General features: G+C 67.6%; 14 protein-coding genes. 5 read left to right on the top strand and 9 right to left on the bottom strand.

What is annotated here, in order from left to right; translation table 11 throughout:
- Window positions 1-91: 91 nt before the first annotated feature.
- The 4 genes from KI385_RS33805 to ngcE all read right to left on the bottom strand — a co-directional run bounded on the left by KI385_RS33805 (window position 92) and on the right by ngcE (window position 4,946).
- Entirely contained in the window at window positions 92-1,291 is a 1,200-nt protein-coding gene (locus tag KI385_RS33805) for an ROK family transcriptional regulator (protein ID WP_238575857.1), read from the bottom strand.
- A 247-nt stretch (window positions 1,292-1,538) separates the two neighbouring features.
- Window positions 1,539-2,522, bottom strand: coding sequence for a carbohydrate ABC transporter permease (locus KI385_RS33800; RefSeq protein ID WP_238575856.1), 984 nt, complete (start codon window positions 2,520-2,522; stop codon window positions 1,539-1,541).
- Complete coding sequence (locus KI385_RS33795; RefSeq protein ID WP_238575855.1) at window positions 2,522-3,445, bottom strand: carbohydrate ABC transporter permease; 924 nt, start codon at window positions 3,443-3,445, stop codon at window positions 2,522-2,524. Before KI385_RS33795 ends, KI385_RS33800 begins: the two co-directional genes overlap by 1 nt.
- A gap of 61 nt (window positions 3,446-3,506) precedes the next feature.
- Window positions 3,507-4,946 (bottom strand): N-acetylglucosamine/diacetylchitobiose ABC transporter substrate-binding protein, encoded by a 1,440-nt coding sequence (ngcE, locus tag KI385_RS33790; RefSeq protein ID WP_238575854.1) that lies wholly within the window; start codon window positions 4,944-4,946, stop codon window positions 3,507-3,509.
- Between the two features lie 437 nt (window positions 4,947-5,383).
- Here ngcE and KI385_RS33785 point away from each other — a divergent pair, with 437 nt between their 5' ends.
- Together KI385_RS33785 and KI385_RS33780 are read left to right on the top strand one after the other, a co-directional pair.
- Window positions 5,384-8,794 carry a GH92 family glycosyl hydrolase gene (locus tag KI385_RS33785; RefSeq protein WP_238575853.1) on the top strand — a complete coding sequence of 1,137 codons (3,411 nt, stop codon included), beginning with the start codon at window positions 5,384-5,386 and terminating at the stop codon, window positions 8,792-8,794.
- A gap of 103 nt (window positions 8,795-8,897) precedes the next feature.
- The gene (locus tag KI385_RS33780; RefSeq protein WP_238575852.1) at window positions 8,898-9,848 is read left to right on the top strand and encodes an FG-GAP repeat domain-containing protein; all 951 of its coding nucleotides are present in this window, start codon (window positions 8,898-8,900) and stop codon (window positions 9,846-9,848) included.
- An 85-nt stretch (window positions 9,849-9,933) separates the two neighbouring features.
- Here the strand turns inward: KI385_RS33780 and acnA are convergent, their stop codons facing one another.
- The 4 genes from acnA to KI385_RS33760 all read right to left on the bottom strand — a co-directional run bounded on the left by acnA (window position 9,934) and on the right by KI385_RS33760 (window position 15,227).
- The gene (gene acnA, locus KI385_RS33775) at window positions 9,934-12,648 is read right to left on the bottom strand and encodes an aconitate hydratase AcnA (protein ID WP_281066931.1); all 2,715 of its coding nucleotides are present in this window, start codon (window positions 12,646-12,648) and stop codon (window positions 9,934-9,936) included.
- Window positions 12,649-12,869: 221 nt separating this feature from the next.
- Entirely contained in the window at window positions 12,870-13,193 is a 324-nt protein-coding gene (locus KI385_RS33770) for a hypothetical protein (RefSeq protein WP_238575850.1), read from the bottom strand.
- 468 nt (window positions 13,194-13,661) lie between these two features.
- Window positions 13,662-14,639 carry an IS481 family transposase gene (locus KI385_RS33765; RefSeq protein ID WP_238575849.1) on the bottom strand — a complete coding sequence of 326 codons (978 nt, stop codon included), beginning with the start codon at window positions 14,637-14,639 and terminating at the stop codon, window positions 13,662-13,664.
- Between the two features lie 267 nt (window positions 14,640-14,906).
- Window positions 14,907-15,227: a DUF6191 domain-containing protein gene (locus KI385_RS33760; RefSeq protein ID WP_238575848.1), complete on the bottom strand. Its 321-nt coding sequence runs from the start codon at window positions 15,225-15,227 to the stop codon at window positions 14,907-14,909.
- Window positions 15,228-15,444: 217 nt separating this feature from the next.
- On the opposite strand from KI385_RS33760, the gene KI385_RS33755 reads away from it, so the two are divergent.
- The 3 genes from KI385_RS33755 to KI385_RS33745 all read left to right on the top strand — a co-directional run bounded on the left by KI385_RS33755 (window position 15,445) and on the right by KI385_RS33745 (window position 17,644).
- Window positions 15,445-15,918: a carboxymuconolactone decarboxylase family protein gene (locus KI385_RS33755; protein ID WP_238575847.1), complete on the top strand. Its 474-nt coding sequence runs from the start codon at window positions 15,445-15,447 to the stop codon at window positions 15,916-15,918.
- 190 nt (window positions 15,919-16,108) lie between these two features.
- Window positions 16,109-16,501 (top strand): hypothetical protein, encoded by a 393-nt coding sequence (locus KI385_RS33750; protein WP_238575846.1) that lies wholly within the window; start codon window positions 16,109-16,111, stop codon window positions 16,499-16,501.
- A gap of 258 nt (window positions 16,502-16,759) precedes the next feature.
- Complete coding sequence (locus KI385_RS33745) at window positions 16,760-17,644, top strand: sigma-70 family RNA polymerase sigma factor (protein ID WP_238575845.1); 885 nt, start codon at window positions 16,760-16,762, stop codon at window positions 17,642-17,644.
- A 33-nt stretch (window positions 17,645-17,677) separates the two neighbouring features.
- Here KI385_RS33745 and KI385_RS33740 read toward each other — a convergent pair whose 3' ends face one another.
- Entirely contained in the window at window positions 17,678-18,508 is an 831-nt protein-coding gene (locus tag KI385_RS33740) for a S16 family serine protease (RefSeq protein ID WP_238575844.1), read from the bottom strand.
- Between the last annotated feature and the right edge of the window lie 46 nt (window positions 18,509-18,554).

Here is an 18,554-nt window from a genome sequence, read left to right as displayed (position 1 = left end):
AAGTCAACTCGGCCGTCAGCCGACCGTCAAGAAGTAAATCCTTAACGAGATGGCAACGGTGCCATGCGTTAGCTGTGTGAACTCAGCGCGCTCACGCTATGGCGGGTGCGTCCGCGCTCTGCGCGCCGTCGAGAAGGGTCGAATCGCCCATCTCGCTCAGCACCAGCGCCAGCGCGCCCAGCACCTCCGCGCGGCCGCCGAGCGTGCCGGGAACGATGCCCAACTGCCGTGCGGCGCTGGGGATCGCGTACCGCGACACCGACTCCCGGATCGGCGCGAGCACCAGCTCACCGGCCTCGGCGAGATCGCCGCCGAGCACCACTCTGCTGGGATTGAGCAGATTGCACAGATTCGCCACACCGCTACCGATATGGCGGCCTACGTCCGCAATCACCCTTCGGCAGCCCGGGTCGCCCTCGCGGGCCAGCTGCACCACCCGCGGCATGGTCAGATCCGCGCCATGGCTCGGCTGCAGCAGCGGGAGGACGTACCGGGCCGCGGTGAAGGTCTCCAGACAGCCGCGGTTGCCGCAGCGGCACACCGGGCCGGACTCGTCCAGCGTGATGTGCCCGATCTCGCCCGCCGTACCGCCCGGCCCGCGGTAGATCTGCCCGCTGATCACCAGGCCCGCGCCGACACCGCTGGCGACCTTGATGTACGCGAGGTCGGCGGCCCCGCGGCCCCCGCCCCACACCAGCTCGCCCAGCGCGCCGAGGTTGGCGTCGTTGTCGACGTAGACGGGCACCCCGAGCCGCTCGGAGAGCTCCTGGCTGGGGTTCGTACCGGACCAGCCCGGCAGGATCGCGGTCGAGCCCAGCGTCCCCGATTCCACGTCGATGGGGCCCGGCACACCCAGGCCCACGCCGACGACCTTGCCCGGGTCGATCCCGGTCGCCTCGATCAGCCGGTTGACCAGCTGTTCCGCCCGGTCGAAGCCCTGGGCGGCGGAGGCGTCCACATCGATCGGCTCGGCCTCCTCGGCGAGCACCTGGTGGGCGAGGTTTCCGACCGCCACCCGCAGATGGGAGTGCCCGAAATCGACCCCTACGACGATGCCCGCATCGCCGGAGAGCGAGACGCTGCGCGCCCGCCGCCCGCCCGCCGAGGTCGGGGTCACCTCAACGGTCCCGCCGTCCTTCAACTCACGAACGATGTTGGAGACGGTGGCTGCGGACAGCCCCGTGCTCCGGGCGATCTCCGCCTGCGTGAGTGAGCCCGCCATACGCACCGCGCGTACGACCCGCTCCAGATTGGCTCGGTGCAGCGAGGACTGCGACCCGGGAGTCTCCATCGACTCATCCACTCCTGACTGGGGCTGGGGGTACCTCCTCCCAGCGGCAGCTGAGGAAGGCACGACGACCGCCCGCCGGGCCGGGCCACATCAGCGGGGCCCGGCTTGTCTCCAACATGTGAATCTAAGCTGAGCTGCCCGGGCCGCCTCCCGTCAAGTCCTTGCGCGAGTGGGAAACGACCGTCCATGCGCGAGGCCTCCCACCGGCGATCCGGCGGGAGGCCTCGGGGGCGTGGCACACGCGGCGCTACTTGAGCGCCCCGGCGGTCAGACCGGCGACCACCTGCCGCTGGAAGATGATGTACGCGGCGAGCACCGGCAGCATCGCGATCGTCAGCCCCGCGAACAGCCCCGACCAGTCGCCCTTGTATCCCTGGCTCACCGCCAGGGCCACCAGCCCCTGGGTCAGCATCTTCTTGTCCGGGTCCCCGACATTGAGCACCGTCGGCAGCAGATACTGATTCCACTGCCCGAGGAAGTTGAAGATCCCGACGCTGATCAGCCCGGGCTTGGCCATCGGCAGCATCACCTGGAAGAAGGTGCGGGTGTGCGAGGCGCCGTCGATGAGCGCCGCCTCGGCCACCGATGTCGGCAGCGTTTTGAAGAATCCGCTGAGGAAGAAGACCGTGAACGGCAGCGAGTAGGCGATATAGACCAGGATCAGCCCGTGGTAGGTGTCCAGCAGCGCCATGTTCTTCATGACGAAGAACAGCGGGACCAGCGCCAGGATGACCGGGAAGCCCATCCCGCCCACGAACAGGAAGTACACAAAGCGGTTGCCCGGGAAGTCGAAGCGGGCCAGCACATACGCCGCCATCGCGCCCAGCAGCATCGTGCCGATCAGCGAACCGCCCACGACGATGAGCGAGTTGAGGAAGTACTGGCCCATGTTCGCCTTGTCCCAGGCGCGTGACCAGTTGTCGAAGTGCAGGACCGACGGCAGTCCCCAGGGCGAGCCGAAGATCTCGGTGTCGTCCTTGAAGGAGCTGACCACCGCCCACAGCAGCGGCATGGTGACCAACAGGCCCCAGATCACCAGGACTCCGTGCGAAAAGACGTTGAGGACCTTGCCCTCACTGCTGGTGCCGCCGGCCGGAGCGCCGTCCTTCCCGCCCCGTCCCGCGCGCGGCCCGGGCAGCCGCGAGGTGCCCGCGCCGTCCGCGCCGTCTTGGGGACGCCCCTGCTCCTTCGTCACACCCGGGAGGTCCGCGGGATCTGTCTGCGCACTCATCAGAACTCCAGTCGCTCGCGTCGTCCCAGCCGCATCACGATGGCCGAGAAGATGAGGGTCACGATCAGCAGGGAAACGCCGATGGCCGTCGCATATCCGGCCTGACCGTCGCGGAAGGTCTTCTGGTACACGTACAGCGGAAGAACCTCGGTCGAATAGTCGGGGCCGCCCGGACCGACACTCATGATCTGCACGAACGCGAAGGCGGAAACGTCCAGGGCGAGGATGCCCATATAGATCCAGCCGGTCTGCACGGTGTCCCACAACAGCGGCAGGGTGATCCGGAAGAACGTGTTGAAGCGGTTTGCGCCGTCCAGCATCGCCGCCTCGTAGAAGTCCTTCGGAATGGAGCTCATCCCGGCCGAGAAGAGCACGACATAGAAGCCGACATTGGCCCACACCATCGCGGCCATGACGCACCACAGCGCGATCTGCGGATCGCCCAGCCAGTCCGGCTGCACATTGTCGAGCCCGATCGCCTTGAAGAACGCGTTGAGCGCACCGCTCTCCGGGTTGTAGGCGAACTGGAACAGCAGTGCGACGATCGGGACCGACAGCACCTGCGGGAAGAAGTAGAGAATTTTGTAGGTGCCCGAGCCGCGGACTCCGCCGATGACCGCCTTCTTCCGGCGGCGGCCACCGACGTTGAGCATGAAGGCGAAGAACAGCCCGAGCGAGAGCGTCACCACCGGCAGCAGCAACAACAACGTCACGCTGTTGCCCACGGCGGACCAGAAGACATCGTCCGTGAAGAGGCGCGCATAGTTGTCGAAGCCGACCATCTTCATGTCCGGACTCAGCCCGGTCCAGTCCGTGAAGGAGTAGTAAATGGCCTGCAAGAAGGGCGAGATCACGAAGATCGCGTAAATCGCCAGCGGGAGGACCAAGAACCCCGCGATGAAACGGTACTTACCGTGTTTCATGACTCCCGATCCCGTACTCTCCCTGCGTGTGCCACCATCGGTGCCGCATCGAACGTGCCGGTCAGCGCTTGTACTTCTTGACGCTGGAGTCGTCGCGGGTGTCATCCGCGTACTTCTGGATCTTTGTGATGGCCTCGTCGGGCGTCATACGGCCGGCCATCATCTCGCCCAGCGCACCGACACCGATCTTCTCCTTCTGCAGCGCCACATACCAGTCCTGCAACCGCGGGTTGACGATGTTCTGGCCGGCCTTCTGCAGTGCCACCTGCGCCGATGCCAGGCCCGGCGGGAGCTTCAGCCCCTCGGTGCCGCCATTGAGCGAGGTGAGCGAGGAAACCTGCTTGATGAAATTCTGCGAGGACTTCTTGCTGAGCATGATGCGCAGCAGTTCCATGCCGCCCTCGGCGTTCCGGGCCTTCCTCGGGACGATGTACGGCTCGCCGCCCGAGGCCCAGATGGTGCCGTACGGCATCTTGTCGGAGGTGGACAGACTGGACGGGGCGCCGACCGCGAGATCGAATTGGGGGTTCTTCGCGATCTGCTTGGCCGACTCGTTCTCCACCCAGGAACCGTTGGGGATGAACAGCGCCTTGCCCTCGGCCCACGCCTTCTGCGACTGCAGGTGGTCGAGACCGGGCGAGCCCTTGAGGACATAGCCCTTCTTGTAGAGCTCGTAGTAGGCCTCGAATGCCGCCTTGACCGCCGGGTCCTTCCAGGCGTTCGGCTCCAGATTGTCGATCTTCCGCAGGACCTCGGCGCCGCCGATCTTGGCGATGAACGGGTAGAGGCTGAAGGGGAGGTAGTAGGGGTACTTACCCGGGTACGTCCAGCCCGCGACGCCCTTCTTCTTGGCCTTCGCGCACAGGGCCAGCATGTCGTCCCAGGTCTCCGGGTATTCCGCGTCCAGCTTCTGCAGATTGCTCTTGGAGTACCAGACGCCGTAGACCGTGTACGCGTAGTAGAGGATCCAGGTCTCTTTGCCGCCGAACTGCCCCATTTCGACGACACCGGGGCGCAGGGTGTCCCGCACCTTCTTGTTCGGGTCGTCGACGGAGGGGGCGTCGAGGAGTGCGGTGAGATCGGTCAGCTGGTCCTTGGCCACCAGCGTGCCGAAATCCATCTGTTCCGCGCCGGAGTTGTCGACGAGGTCCGGGGGGTTTCCACCGTTGAAGCGCGGCTGCAGCGTCGACTGGATCTTCTGGGTCGACGAGAGCTTGACCTTGCCGTCGGCCTTGGGGAAGGCCTTGATGTACTCGCCCTGCGCGTCCTTGGCGTACTTGTCGCCGAATCCGCCGTCGAAGATGACCACGTCAAGGCCGGCGGACTCATTGACCGCGAGCGGATTCTTGGCCGACTTCTTGCCCTTTTCGACCTTGCCATCGCCGTCGCCGCCGCCACTGGCACACGCGGAGAGCATGCTCATGGCCGGTACGGCGACGATCCCCAGGGCCGCGGCTCGCTTGACCAGATCACGACGGTTGAATTCTGAGGTGGATCCCATGCTCAAGTCCTCGCCTTCTTCAGGACTCAGGCGGTGTACCGGAGCCACCCCGGCACCGCGGGTCAGATGAAGCTGAGTTGTACGGGATGTGCACCGGGCGCGCTAGAGAAATGCGGGGAAATCATCTGTTCCCCGCCTTCCCCCCGGCATCCACGGCCTTGGTCGTACGGCCGGTCGGACGCCGACAGGTATAGTCCACTTCCGGCCGAAGGGGCAAGATCGAATGCAGGGTTGGACGGGAGTCTTTCCCTAGTTGAGACCTCGCCGGCATGCGGCGGATCCGCCCTCCGTCCGATCGCCGGACGGCCGGGCGACACGACCGGCCCACCGATCGCAGCGACACCCTTGACACCAAAGTCCCCACGCACCTTACTTATCTCTGTTTGCCTTGGCGTCATTCAACTGACAACGATGTCACTCATGTTGAAAGGGCTCGCGTGCGGCTCAGACACCAGCACAGTCCCCTGCGGGCGATCGCCCGCCCCGCCGCCCTCGTGGCGGCCGCTCTGCTCGTCATCACCGTGCAAGGCCCGGTCGGCGCAGCCCAGGCCGCGCCGCCCCAAAAGCCCCAGGGGCCGGCGGAGTTCAGCTCCTCCTTCGAATCCGGCGATCCGCGGCCGGACTGGACCGACACCGTCGATACCGGCCCCGACGGAAGGCCCAGGACCTCGGGCGTCGCCCCGGAGACCACCCCCGCGGCGCCCGGCATGAGCACCAGGACCGACACCGGCCCCACCGACTCCCCCACCGCCAAGGCGCACGCCGGCTTCACCGGCGGCCATGCGCTGCGCTACGCCGGTACCCACACCGCCGACGGCCGCGGCTACTCGTACAACAAGATCTTCGACGTCGACACCCCCGTCACCGCGTCAACGTCGCTCTCGTACAAGCTCTTCCCGGAGATGGCCACCACCGATCCGGCCTACCCCGCGACCCATGTCTCCCTCGATCTGGCCTTCACCGACGGCACGTACCTCAGCGATCTGCACGCCGTCGACCAGCACGGCGTCCCGCTGACGCCGCAGGGTCAGGCCGCCTCCAAGACGCTCTACGTCAACCAGTGGAACCACCGCGAGTCACGGATCGGCACGGTCGCCGCCGGCAAGACCGTCGACCGGATCCTGGTCGCCTACGACGCGCCCAAGGCTCCGCGCACCGCACCGGCCTTCCGTGGCTGGGTCGATGACATCACCGTCGGCCCCAAGGCCCCGGACAAGCCGCTCGCCCATCTCTCCGACTACGCCGTCACCACCCGCGGCACCCTCTCCAGCGGCAGCTTCTCGCGCGGCAACACCTTCCCCGCCACCGCCGTCCCCAACGGTTTCAATTTCTGGACGCCGGTGACCAACGCGGGCTCCGCGGACTGGCTCTACGAATACGCGCGGAAGAACAACGCCGACAATCTGCCCACCCTGCAGGCCTTCAGTGCCAGCCATGAGCCCAGCCCCTGGATGGGCGACCGGCAGACCTTCCAGGTCATGCCGTCCGTCGCGGCCGGCACCCCGGACGCCTCGCGCACCGGCCGCGCGCTGCCGTTCCACCACGCCAACGAGACCGCGAAGCCGCACTACTACGGCGTGACCTTCGACAACGGCCTCAAGACGGAGATCACCCCGGCCGACCACGCCGCGCTGATGCGCTTCACCTTCCCCGGCGACGACGCAAGCCTGATTTTCGACAATGTCAACAACAAGGGCGGGCTGAGCCTGGACACCGAGCGCGGCATCGTCACCGGCTTCTCGGACGTCAAGAGCGGACTGTCGGTCGGCGCCACCCGGCTCTTCGTCTACGGCGTCTTCGACGCCCCGGTCACCGGCGGCGGCAAGCTGGACGGCAAGGACGTCACCGGCTATCTCCGCTTCAGGCCCGGCGCGGACCGCACCGTCACCATGCGGATCGCCACCTCGCTGATCAGCGTGGACCAGGCGAAGGAGAATCTGGCCCGGGAGATCCCCGCCGATGCCTCCTTCGCCGGCGTCGAGCACCGGGCGCAGTCGCAGTGGGACGACCTGCTGGGCCGGATCGAGGTCGAGGGGGCGAGCCGCGACCAGCTCACCACCCTCTACTCCAACCTCTACCGCCTCTACCTCTACCCCAACTCCGGCTTCGAACAGGTCGGTTCGCGCAGCCGCTACGCCAGCCCCTTCTCACCGCAGATCGGCCAGGACACCCCGACGCACACCGGCTCGAAGATCGTCGACGGTGAGGTGTACGTCAACAACGGATTCTGGGACACCTACCGGACCACCTGGCCCGCCTATTCGCTGCTCACCCCGAAACGGGCCGGGAAGATGGTCGACGGCTTCGTCCAGCAGTACAAGGACGGCGGCTGGATCTCCCGGTGGTCCTCGCCCGGCTACGCGGATCTGATGACCGGGACAAGTTCTGATGTGGCGTTCGCCGACGCCTACGTCAAGGGAGTGGAATTCGACGCCGAGGCGGCCTATGCCGCGGCCGTCAAGAACGCCACCGTCGCCCCGCCGAATCCAGGCGTCGGCCGTAAGGGCATGAACACCGCCCCCTTCCTCGGCTATACGAGCACCGATACCCGCGAGGGCATGTCCTGGGCGCTGGAGGGCTATCTCAACGACTTCGGTATCGCCCGTATGGGGAAGGCGCTGTACGAGAAGACCAAAAAGCCCCGTTACAAGGAAGAATCGGCCTATTTCCTGAGTCGCGCCCAGAACTACGTCAAACTCTTCGACGACCAGGTCGGCTTCTTCCAGGGCAAGGACGCCCGGGGCGACTGGCGGCTGCCCCCGGACAGGTTCGACCCCCGCGTCTGGGGCAACGACTACACCGAGACCAACGCCTGGACCTTCGCCTTCACCGCGCCACAGGACACCCGGGGCCTGGCCAACCTCTACGGCGGCCGCTCCGGTCTGGCCAAGAAACTGGATGCGTACTTCTCCACCCCGGAGACCGCGTCCAAGGAATTCGCCGGCTCCTACGGCGAGGTGATCCATGAAATGACCGAGGCCCGCGACACCCGTATGGGCATGTACGGGCACAGCAACCAGCCCTCGCACCACATCGCCTACACCTACGACGCGGCAGGACAGCCCTGGAAGACCCAGGAAAAGGTCCGCGAGGCGATGTCCCGGCTCTACCTCGGCAGTGAGATCGGCCAGGGATATCCGGGCGACGAGGACAACGGCGAGATGTCCGCGTGGTACGTCTTCAGCTCGCTCGGCTTCTATCCACTGGTAATGGGCCAGGGCGAATACGCGGTGGGCTCACCGCTGTTCACCAAGGCCACGGTCCATCTGGAGAACGGCCGCGATCTCACCATCAAGGCCCCGCGCAACAACGCACGCAACGTCTATGTCCAAAGCCTCCGGGTGAACGGCAAACCCTGGAATTCCACCGCCCTGCCGCACCGGCTTCTCGCCCGCGGCGGCACCCTGGACTTCGCCATGGGTGCCACACCGTCCACCTGGGGCACCGGAGCGAATGCCGCCCCGACCTCCCTCACCAAGGACGACAAGATCCCGACGCCGCCGGCCGATGTGACCACGCCGGCCGCCGGTCCGCTCTTCGACAACACCTCGGACACCTCGGCCGCGTTCACCACCGCCGCGGCCGACCTGACCGGCCCCACCCAGGTCGCCTCGTACACCCTGACCTCGGCCGACCGCACCGCGGCCCCCACCGCCTGGCGGCTGGAGGGCTCCGCCGACGGCCGGCACTGGCAGGAGCTGGACCGCCGATCCGGCGAGAGCTTCAGCTGGGACAGACAGACCCGGGTGTTCGGCATCGCGCACCCGGGCACCTACCAGCACTACCGCGTGGTGAGCGACGGCAAGACGGTCACCCTCGCGGAGATCGAGCTGCTCGGAGCCCCGTAAACCGGTTGACCGGTGGGGTTCCTGTGGAACTATTCAGATGATCACGTGACGCGTCCCTTATGGGGCGCGTCACGTCTCTTATCTGAATACTGGGAGACATCAGGTGATACTTCCCTTCGGCCGTCGGCGCGGACGCACCCTTGCCCGGCTCGCGGCCGTTGCGCTAGCCACCACGCTGGCAGGTTCGACCGCGGCCACCGCGCTGGCCGACAGCCCCGCACCGGCCGACGCCTCGCGGCTCACGGCAGCGGCCACCCCCGAGCGCGGCAAGGCCGCGGCCGGCACGGTGTACAACACCCCGTTCTTCTTCGTCCTGGACGGTGTCGAGCGGGACGGCAGTCTCTTCATGTACGCGCCGGACCGCACGGGGAACTTCGGCCCCCGTGACAAGATCTTCGACGGCGATGACATCGGGGACTTCAAGTACCTCAAGGCCGCGGCCCAGGTCGACAACGACAAGGACGGCTACGGCGACGCCACCTACTACTGGATGAACAACGGCGCCCTGTCGTTCACCTACACCGATGCCGACGGCATGGTGAAGACCCGCACCATCGGCGGCGGTTGGCAGATCTACTCCAAGGTCCTCTCCCCCGGCACCGTCGGCGGCGCCAAGGAGTCGGACATCCTCGCCGTCGACAAGGCCGGTGTGCTGTGGGTCTACCTGGCCCGCCCCGACGGCACGGTGACCCCGCGGATCCGGGTCGGCGCCGGGTGGGGCGGCTACACCCAGCTCGCCGGACAGGGCGACCTCACCGGTGACGGCCGTGCCGACATCGTGGCCAAGGACAAGGCGGGGGTGCTCTGGCTCTACAAGGGCACCGGCGACCCCAAGGCGCCGTTCGCGTCCCGCAAGAAGATCGGCGGGGGCTGGAACAGCTACAACTACCTGCACTCCAGCGGCGATGTGAACCGCGACGGCATCGCCGATCTGCTGGCCCGCGCCGGCAACGGCACGCTGTACATCTACCAGGGCACCGGCAAGGAATCCGCGCCGTACGCCAAGCCCGTCAAGGCACACGGCTCCTTCGGCAGCTACCGTCTGATGTTCTGAGACCGGGCCGCCCGGGCCACCGGTACGCGGACGGGCCGCACCCCCTCGGTCGAGGGAGTGCGGCCCGTCGTGGTGTTGCGGGGACCTACTTGCGGATCAGCGACCGCAGCACGTACTGCATGATGCCGCCGTTGCGGTAGTAGTCCGCCTCGCCGGGGGTGTCGATGCGGACGACCGCGTCGAACTCCACGCCGGTGTCGGTGGTGACCTTGACCGTGCGCGGCGTGGTGCCGTTGTTCAGCTCGGTGACGCCCGTGAAGGAGAAGGTCTCCTCACCGGTCAGACCGAGGGACTCGGCGGACGCGCCCTCCGGGAACTGCAGCGGCAGGACGCCCATGCCGATGAGGTTCGAGCGGTGGATGCGCTCGTAGGACTCGGCGATGACGGCCTTGACGCCGAGCAGCGCGGTGCCCTTGGCGGCCCAGTCGCGGGACGAGCCGGAGCCGTACTCCTTGCCGGCCAGGATGACCAGCGGGACGCCGGCGGCCTGGTAGTTCTGCGACGCGTCGTAGATGAAGGAGACGGGAGCGTCCGCCTGGGTGAAGTCGCGGGTGTAGCCGCCCTCGGTGCCCGGCGCGATCTGGTTGCGCAGGCGGATGTTGGCGAAGGTGCCGCGGATCATGACCTCGTGGTTACCACGGCGCGAGCCGTAGGAGTTGAAGTCACGACGCTCCACACCGTGCTCGGTGAGGTACTTGCCGGCCGGGGTGTCGGCCTTGATCGCACCGGCCGGGGAGATGTGGTCGGTGGTGACCGAGTCGCCCAGCTTGGCGAGGACGCGCGCACCGGCGATGTCGCTGACCGGCGTGGTCTCCATCGTCATGCCCTCGAAGTACGGGGGCTTACGGACGTAGGTCGACTCGGGGTCCCACTCGAAGGTGTTGCCGGTCGGGATCGGCAGCGCCTGCCACTGGGCGTCGCCCGCGAAGACGTCCTGGTAGGACTTGTTGAACATGTCCTCGCCGATGGCGTTGGCCACGACGTCGTTGACCTCGGCCTCGGTCGGCCAGATGTCGGCCAGGTAGACCGGCTTGCCGTCCTGGTCGGTGCCGAGCGCGTCCTTGGTGATGTCCACCTTCATCGAACCGGCGAGGGCGTACGCGACGACCAGCGGCGGGGAGGCGAGGTAGTTCATCTTGACGTCGGGGTTGATCCGGCCCTCGAAGTTACGGTTGCCGGAGAGCACCGAGGTCACGGCCAGGTCGTGCTCGTTGACGGCCTTGGAGACCTCCTCCGGCAGCGGGCCGGAGTTGCCGATGCAGGTGGTGCAGCCGTAGCCGACGAGGTTGAAGCCGACCTTGTCGAGGTAGGGGGTGAGCCCCGCCTTGTCGAAGTAGTCGGTGACGACCTTGGAGCCCGGGGCGAGGGTGGTCTTGACCCACGGCTTGCGGGTCAGGCCCTTCTCGACCGCCTTCTTGGCCACCAGGGCGGCGGCGACCATGACGTACGGGTTCGAGGTGTTGGTGCAGGAGGTGATCGCGGCGACGGTGACGGCGCCGTGGTCGATCTCGTACGTCGAACCGTCGGGGGCGGTGACCGTGGTCAGACGGGTCGGCACACCGTCGGCGGCGGCCGGGGAGTCGGAGGCCGGGAAGGACTCCTCGCCCGACTCATCGGCGGTCGAGACGTAGTTGAGGACGTCGCGCTCGAACTGCGTGGCGGCGTTGGCCAGGACGATGCGGTCCTGCGGGCGCTTCGGGCCGGCGATCGACGGGACGACCGTCGACAGGTCCAGCTCCAGCTTCTCGGAGAAGTCCGGCTCGGCGGCCGGGTCCAGCCAGAGGCCCTGCTCCTTGGCGTACGCCTCGACGAGCGCGACCTGCTGCTCGTCGCGGCCGGTCAGGCGCAGGTACTTCAGGGTCTCGTCGTCGATCGGGAAGATCGCGGCGGTGGAGCCGAACTCCGGCGACATGTTGCCGATGGTGGCGCGGTTGGCGAGCGAGGTGGCGGCCACACCCTCGCCGTAGAACTCGACGAACTTGCCGACGACACCGTGCTTGCGCAGCATCTCGGTGATGGTCAGCACGAGGTCGGTGGCGGTCGTGCCCGGCTTCAGCTCACCGGTCAGCTTGAAGCCGACGACGCGCGGGATGAGCATCGAGACCGGCTGGCCGAGCATCGCGGCCTCGGCCTCGATGCCGCCGACGCCCCAGCCCAGCACGCCGAGGCCGTTGACCATGGTGGTGTGCGAGTCGGTGCCGACGAGGGTGTCCGGGTAGGCCTGGCCGCCTCGGACCATGACCGTACGGGCCAGGTGCTCGATGTTGACCTGGTGGACGATGCCGGTGCCGGGCGGGACGACCTTGAACTCGTCGAACGCGGTCTGGCCCCAGCGCAGGAACTGGTAGCGCTCCTTGTTACGGCCGTACTCCAGCTCGACGTTCTGCGCGAACGCGTCGTTGGTGCCGAACTTGTCGGCGATGACGGAGTGGTCGATGACCAGCTCGGCCGGCGCGAGCGGGTTGATCTTCGCCGGGTCGCCGCCCAGCTCCTTCACGGCCTCACGCATGGTCGCGAGGTCCACGACACAGGGCACGCCGGTGAAGTCCTGCATGATCACGCGGGCCGGCGTGAACTGGATCTCCTGGCTGGGCTGGGCCTGCGAATCCCAGCCGCCGAGCGCCCGGATGTGGTCGGCGGTGATGTTCGCACCGTCCTCGGTGCGGAGCAGGTTCTCCAGCAGCACCTTCAGGCTGTAAGGCAGACGGGCGGAGCCCTCGACCTTGTCCAGCCGGAAGATCTCGTACGACTCGTCGCCCACCTGCAGCGTGCTGCGGGCGTCGAAGCTGTTCGCCGACACGACAGTCTCCTTCATGCATGAAATTCGCGCGTACCACCGCAATCCTGCGTCACAGGCCCTTGCCCCATCCGCTAAGGTAAGCCTTAGTTAGGCACGCCTTACTGGCGCGGCAGCGGTACGCCTCTCGGCAGATATCTCGATGTCGAGATAACTCTAGTACATCGTCGCGGCGGGGTCATGCCCTGACCGGCTGCCATCGGCGTGGCCTGCGGAGGGGGACGTCACGCGCCACTGAGGATGAGCGCGCCCAGCGTGATCTGAGCACCCCACTGCAGCAGGACGACCCCCACCCTGGCGCCCGTCCACCTGGCTCGGGGCCACACCAGTGCCAGAAGACCGGCCGCGAGGGCGCCCCAGAAGCAGCCGTAGAGGGCCTCGCCCGGGACCGTCGAGCACTGCTCGCCGTACGTCAGGCAGCGGCCGCCGCGATAGGTGCTGAGTACGGCGATCCACGCGACGACGACGGTCGGCACGAGCAGGACGAGTCCGGCGACGGACCATCTGGTGACGACGCGCGCTGCGCCGGGCTGCGGAGCGGGGTTCATGTCCTCATCCCAGCGCACCGCCCCGCGTGTGGTGATCCGGTCGCGTACTCAACTCCCCTGAGCGCACATGCTCAATGCGTCCCCCCGCGATCGCCACCCATGAGTACCGGGCGTCGGGCACCAGTCCCGCGTTGGGGGATACGCAGAAGCCAGCCGTATCCCGACTGGATTGGATGAGACAGGGACTGGCTTCTGTGAGAACGGACACCGGCCGACCTGTCGCAGCGAGGTTGAGCATTGTCAGCGAAGATTGGTGACCGCCAGGTTTTCTCAGCGAAGGTTGAGTGGCCACTGTGGGCTGTGACTGCCTGGGGAGACGGTGGGGAACCGTTACCTACGTACGGCGATCCCGTGCTCAGCGCCTTCGACCTGGACTTCTTCGACGGTGGGCGGCGCCGTCGCACCGAGTTGGGCGCCGGGTGGAGCGTCCTTGAACGCCTCCTCCTCGGGGGCCCTAGGTGTACTCGGTCATGACTTTGGTGACAGTCGGCTGATCGGGGGCTGGCCTTCGAGCGCGGTGTGTCGGCGTCGAGTGTTGTAGAAGCTCAGCCACGGCGCCAGGGCCTGGGCGCGTTCGGTGTTGCTGGTGAACACCTGGTGGTAGGCCCATTCGGTTTGCAGGGTGCGGTTGAAGCGTTCGACCTTGCCGTTGGTCCAGGGGCAGTGGGGACGGATGAACCGCTGCTGGGCACCGAGGTCGGCCACGGCCCGGCGGAAGGCGGTGCTCTTGCGGTAGGCCCAGGCGTTGTCGGTGATGACGCGCTCGATGCGGCCGATGCCACGGGCTGCGAAGAAGCCGGCAGCGCGGGTGAGGAAGCCGGCGCAGGTGTCGGCCTTCTCATCAGCATGGATCTCGGCGTAGGCCAGCCGGGAGTGGTCGTCGACGGCGGCGTGGACGTAGTCGTAGCCGATCCTGGCCTGCTTTTGCGCGTAGGTCTTGCCGGCTTGGCGGCCGTGGGCCCGCCATCCTCCGCCGTCCGGGATCCGTCCGATCTTCTTGACGTCAAGGTGGACGAGTTCCCCGGGCCGGGCACGTTCGTAGCGGGCGTGGCTGCGGCGTTCGGCGCGGATGGGCTGTCCGGTCAGCGGGTCGCAGGATGCCAGGCGAGGCATGTGATGGCGGCTCAGGATGCGGGTCACAGTCCGTGCGGGGACACCGGTTTCGGCGGCGAGGAAGTCCGGCCCCCGCCGGTGGACGTGCCGTGCGCTGAGCACTGCGGCCTCGATGTGTGCGGGAGTACGCCTCGGGCAGGTGTGGGGGCGGCTGGAGCGGTCGTGCAGGCCGCTCCAGCCTTCGGCCCGGAAGCGTGCCACCCATCGGTGCGCGCACTGCCGGGAGACTCCCAGTTCCTTGGCCACATGCGCCACCGGACGTCGGTCGTGGACGACACGGCGCACCAGAAGGCATCTGCCGTGAAAGGTCAGCCGGGCATTAGCGTGGGCCATCAAGACCTCCGGTTGTGGTGAAGACAGGCATCTCCACTACGCCCGGAGGTCTCTTCTTGATCAACTACCGACGCGGGTCACCAACCTCTTGGCCGAGTACACCTAGGGCCTGTCCGATGGGTCAGGGTCGGATAGGCCGCGGCGTCTGGTGCGGTGCATCGCAAGGCGCCGGAGCGGCTCGATAGCGGAGCTATTGGGACGTTTCGGCAACGCCGCGAGGTGCCGCACCAGACGCCGCGGGCCCGGCCATGACCCATCGGACAGGCCCTAGCGGCGCCTGATTACCGCCCGCCCCGCCGCCAGGTCCACATCAGTGGCGTGCGGTGGTGCACCGGCCTCGCTGTCATGACGTACCAACTGGTCCGTTCGGCGCTGTTCCATCTCCACCCGCTTGTTCGGGTTCAGGGCGGCGGCCAGCTCGTCGGCGACAGCCGCTCCGGCGCCGATTCCGGCGCCGCCCGTCGTCATTCGGACCACGACCTGCCGCAGCCACACAGGACGACCGGTGCGCAGCACCAGACGCCGGGCGCCGGACAGTAGTAACGGCACGACGATCACGGACGCCATGAGCACCGAGACGATCAGCATCAGAACCATGCCAGGCCAACGTCTCCCCCTGCTTCAGCCGTTCCCGGCGCTGGACCCTGTCGTCGGATTCCGCCCGGCCGAAACGCGGTGAACGTCGTCGTAGGTGGCCTCTGCCACGGCGCGAGAGGGGAGACGCACGTCACGTTCGCTCATGTCACATCTCACCGAGCTGTTCCGTCCAAAAGGTGCAAGCACCGACAACGGCAAGGAGTGCACCATGGATGCTCGCTTGAACCCCCTCGACAGCCCTGTCGCAACCAAGGCCCTCAAGCACATCATCGCGGCGAACAACGCGCTCGCGGACTCGACGCTGCCGAGCGCGACGCAGGAGCTGGTGAGGCTCCGCGCCAGTCAGATCAACGGCTGCGCCGGCTGCATCGACATGCACACCAAGGAGGCCGCGCACGCCGGGGAGACCTCGGTGCGCCTCAACCTGGTCGCGGCCTGGCGGGAGGCCAAGGTCTTCACCGATGCCGAGCGCGCCGCCCTGGAACTGGCGGAGCAGGGCACCCGCATCGCCGACGCGGCCGGTGGCGTCACCGACGAGGCCTGGGCGAATGCCGCCAAGCACTACGACGAGGACCAGCTCGCCGCCCTGGTGTGCGTCATCGCCGTCATCAACGCCTTCAACCGCCTGAACGTCATCACCCAGCAGCCCGCCGGCGACTACCAGCCCGGCCAGCACGGATAACGAGGAGTACCTGGCCTTCCTCGGCTGGATCAGGTCCCTGGACCGGGGCACGGTTCCCGCCTGGCTCAGCGCCATCGGCACTACCGGAGCTCTGGCCGCGACTCTCTTCATCATCCTGAACGACCGGAGGAAGGATCGGCGCACCGATGCGGCCCGCGTCGCCTGCTGGGCCGAGAGTACGCACGAGCCCTTGGAAGGGACCGTCAGCGACGTAACGGTCCACAACACCGCCGAACGCCCTGTCTACCAGGTGTACGTAGTCGGCCGTCACTACGCCGAAGAGGTCGAGGCCGACGTCGAGGGCGCCTGGATGATCGAACATGTCCTCGCCGCCGGCCAACAGACGACCGACACAAGCGTCAGTGCTGCGCCGGCTGTCATCTTCACGGACGCCGATGGAAACTCCTGGGTCCGCGATCTCAGCGACCAATCCCTCTCCCGGCACACCAAACGGCGCGACCACGCCCGGGTGCAAAGGGGAGTCCGGCTCATGAGGGACGTTGTCGGCGACTTCTCCGACGACAAAGGCCACCGCTTTACACCACCCGCTACCGTCCGCCCGGGCGCTGAGTCCGGCATATGACTCACTGACCCACGCCACGCAAAATTCGATGACACGAGATCAACCATCGATGGCACAGGACACCGGCCGGAGCGGGTCAGCGAGCGGGGCGATGAACAGCCCGGCGAGCAGATCGGTGAGCGGGCTGCCGGCCATGTCACTTCATTCCCTTTCCTCTCTTCCGCCACTTCTTCCACGTTCTCCTCTTCCTCGTGTCACATTTGGCCGGCCGTGTGCGTCATGAACAATGACGGACTTCGACGGGGAGGCAGGAAGTTGATGAACGACCACGAGTGGCTGGCGGAGCGGTTCGAGGAGAACCGCGGGCATCTGAGGGCGGTGGCCTACCGGATGCTCGGCTCCCTGACCGAGGCGGATGACGCCGTCCAGGAGGCCTGGCTGCGGCTGAGCCGGTCCGGTGTGAGCGGTGTGGAGAATCTGGGCGGCTGGCTGACGACGATCGTCGGACGCGTGTGCCTGGACCAGCTGCGGATGCGCAAGTCGCGGCGCGAGGATCCGCTCGATGTGCATGTCCCCGAGCCGATCGTGAGCCGTCTGGACACCGTCGACCCGGAGCATGAGGCGCTGGTGGCCGATTCGGTGGGCCTCGCGCTCCTGGTGGTCCTGGAGACCCTCACCCCCATCGAGCGGCTCGCCTTCGTGCTGCACGACATGTTCGCGGTGCCCTTCGACGAGATCGCGCCCATCGTCGACCGCACCCCCGCCGCCGCCCGGCAGCTCGCCAGCCGCGCCCGCCGCCGTGTCCAGGGCACCGCCCCGGCCCCCGACACCGATCTCACCCGCCAGCGGGAAGTGGTCGACGCGTTCCTCGCCGCCTCGCGCGGTGGCGATTTCGAGGCACTTCTCGCGGTCCTCGACCCTGACGTGGTGCTGCGCGCGGACGCCGGCGCCGCGCCCGCGGGCCTGTCGAAGCTGGTGCGGGGCGCACGTGCGGTCGTCGAGCAGGCGCTGACCTTCTCGCGGTTCGCCCACTTCGCGCGGCCTGCGCTCGTCAACGGCGCGCCGGGGCTCGTCACGGCACAGGGCGGGCAGCCGTTCTCCATCATGGGCTTCACCATCACCCACGGGAAGATCGTCGAGATCAATATCCTCGCCGACCTGGCGCGGCTGAACCGGCTGGATCTGACGATCCTCGACGACTGACGGACGGCGGGCCCAAGGCGGCAGGCGGCCGGGTCAGCAGCTGGGGACCGAGCCGCCCGCCCCGCCCTTCGCCAGCGCGCGCAGTGCCTGCACCGCGTTCTTGAGGGTGGTGACAGGGATCAGCCGCAGCCCGTCCGGGGCGGGCCGCACCTGTGCGCACTCCGCCTTCGGTACGAGGAAGACGCTCGCCCCGTCGCGCTTGGCCGCCTGCGTCTTCAGCGCCGCCCCGCCGACCGCGCCCACCGTCCCGTCGGCCTCGATCGTCCCCGTTCCGGCGATGGTGCGGCCGCCGGTGAGATCGCCGCCGCTGCCGTCGCCGTCCAGCTTGTCGACGATGCCCAGCGAGAACATCAGCCCGGCGCTGGGCCCGCCGACGTCCTCCAGCCTGAGCGCCACCTTCACCCGGTCCGGGTCCTTCTTGAGAAATCCGAGCGCGGCCGCGGTGGCGGCGTGCTGCGAGGACTTCATCTCCGCGATGTTGTGCTTCTCGATCTCCGCGTCGGACTTACCCGGAGGAAAGACGGCATCTCTGGGCATCACCGCACGATCCTCGCGCAACCACCCGTCGATCACCTCTCCCAGGCGGATATCGACCCGTGGCGCGGTCGCCTGGATCGCCACCATCCGCAGCTGACCGGAGGTCTTGCGCACCGGCGCGCCGCTGATGGAGATCACCTCGCCGCCGCGGTGCGTACCCAGCACATCCGTGGTCCGGCCGGGCCGCGCGACGGAGTACGGCAGCGGCGCGAACCCGGCGACGGCCAGCAGCGCCACGAGAGGTACGGCGCTGAGCGCGAGGGCGCGGGGGCGCGAGAGAGCGCGGGGGCGGGACGGGGCTTCGCTGTGGGAGGGGCGAGTGATCACACCGTCAATGTAGGTCAAGGCAATTGCCCCGTTTCACACGCCCTGG

This window comes from Streptomyces inhibens (assembly GCF_022221585.1).
In the GTDB taxonomy this organism is placed as follows: Bacteria; Actinomycetota; Actinomycetes; order Streptomycetales; family Streptomycetaceae; genus Streptomyces; species Streptomyces inhibens.
The sequence above is the reverse complement of the archived record's forward strand: the minus strand, read 5'-3'. Positions and strand labels throughout refer to the sequence as shown.

Excerpts from the sequence above, each read along its gene's own strand:
- KI385_RS33805 (WP_238575857.1), bottom strand. The coding sequence starts at position 1,291 with ATGGAGACTCCCGGGTCGCAGTCCTCGCTGCACCGAGCCAATCTGGAG.
- KI385_RS33800 (WP_238575856.1), bottom strand. The coding sequence starts at position 2,522 with ATGAGTGCGCAGACAGATCCCGCGGACCTCCCGGGTGTGACGAAGGAG.
- KI385_RS33795 (WP_238575855.1), bottom strand. The coding sequence starts at position 3,445 with ATGAAACACGGTAAGTACCGTTTCATCGCGGGGTTCTTGGTCCTCCCG.
- ngcE (WP_238575854.1), bottom strand. The coding sequence starts at position 4,946 with ATGGGATCCACCTCAGAATTCAACCGTCGTGATCTGGTCAAGCGAGCC.
- KI385_RS33770 (WP_238575850.1), bottom strand. The coding sequence starts at position 13,193 with ATGAACCCCGCTCCGCAGCCCGGCGCAGCGCGCGTCGTCACCAGATGG.
- KI385_RS33765 (WP_238575849.1), bottom strand. The coding sequence starts at position 14,639 with ATGGCCCACGCTAATGCCCGGCTGACCTTTCACGGCAGATGCCTTCTG.
- KI385_RS33760 (WP_238575848.1), bottom strand. The coding sequence starts at position 15,227 with ATGCTGATCGTCTCGGTGCTCATGGCGTCCGTGATCGTCGTGCCGTTA.
- KI385_RS33755 (WP_238575847.1), top strand. The coding sequence starts at position 15,445 with ATGGATGCTCGCTTGAACCCCCTCGACAGCCCTGTCGCAACCAAGGCC.
- KI385_RS33745 (WP_238575845.1), top strand. The coding sequence starts at position 16,760 with ATGAACGACCACGAGTGGCTGGCGGAGCGGTTCGAGGAGAACCGCGGG.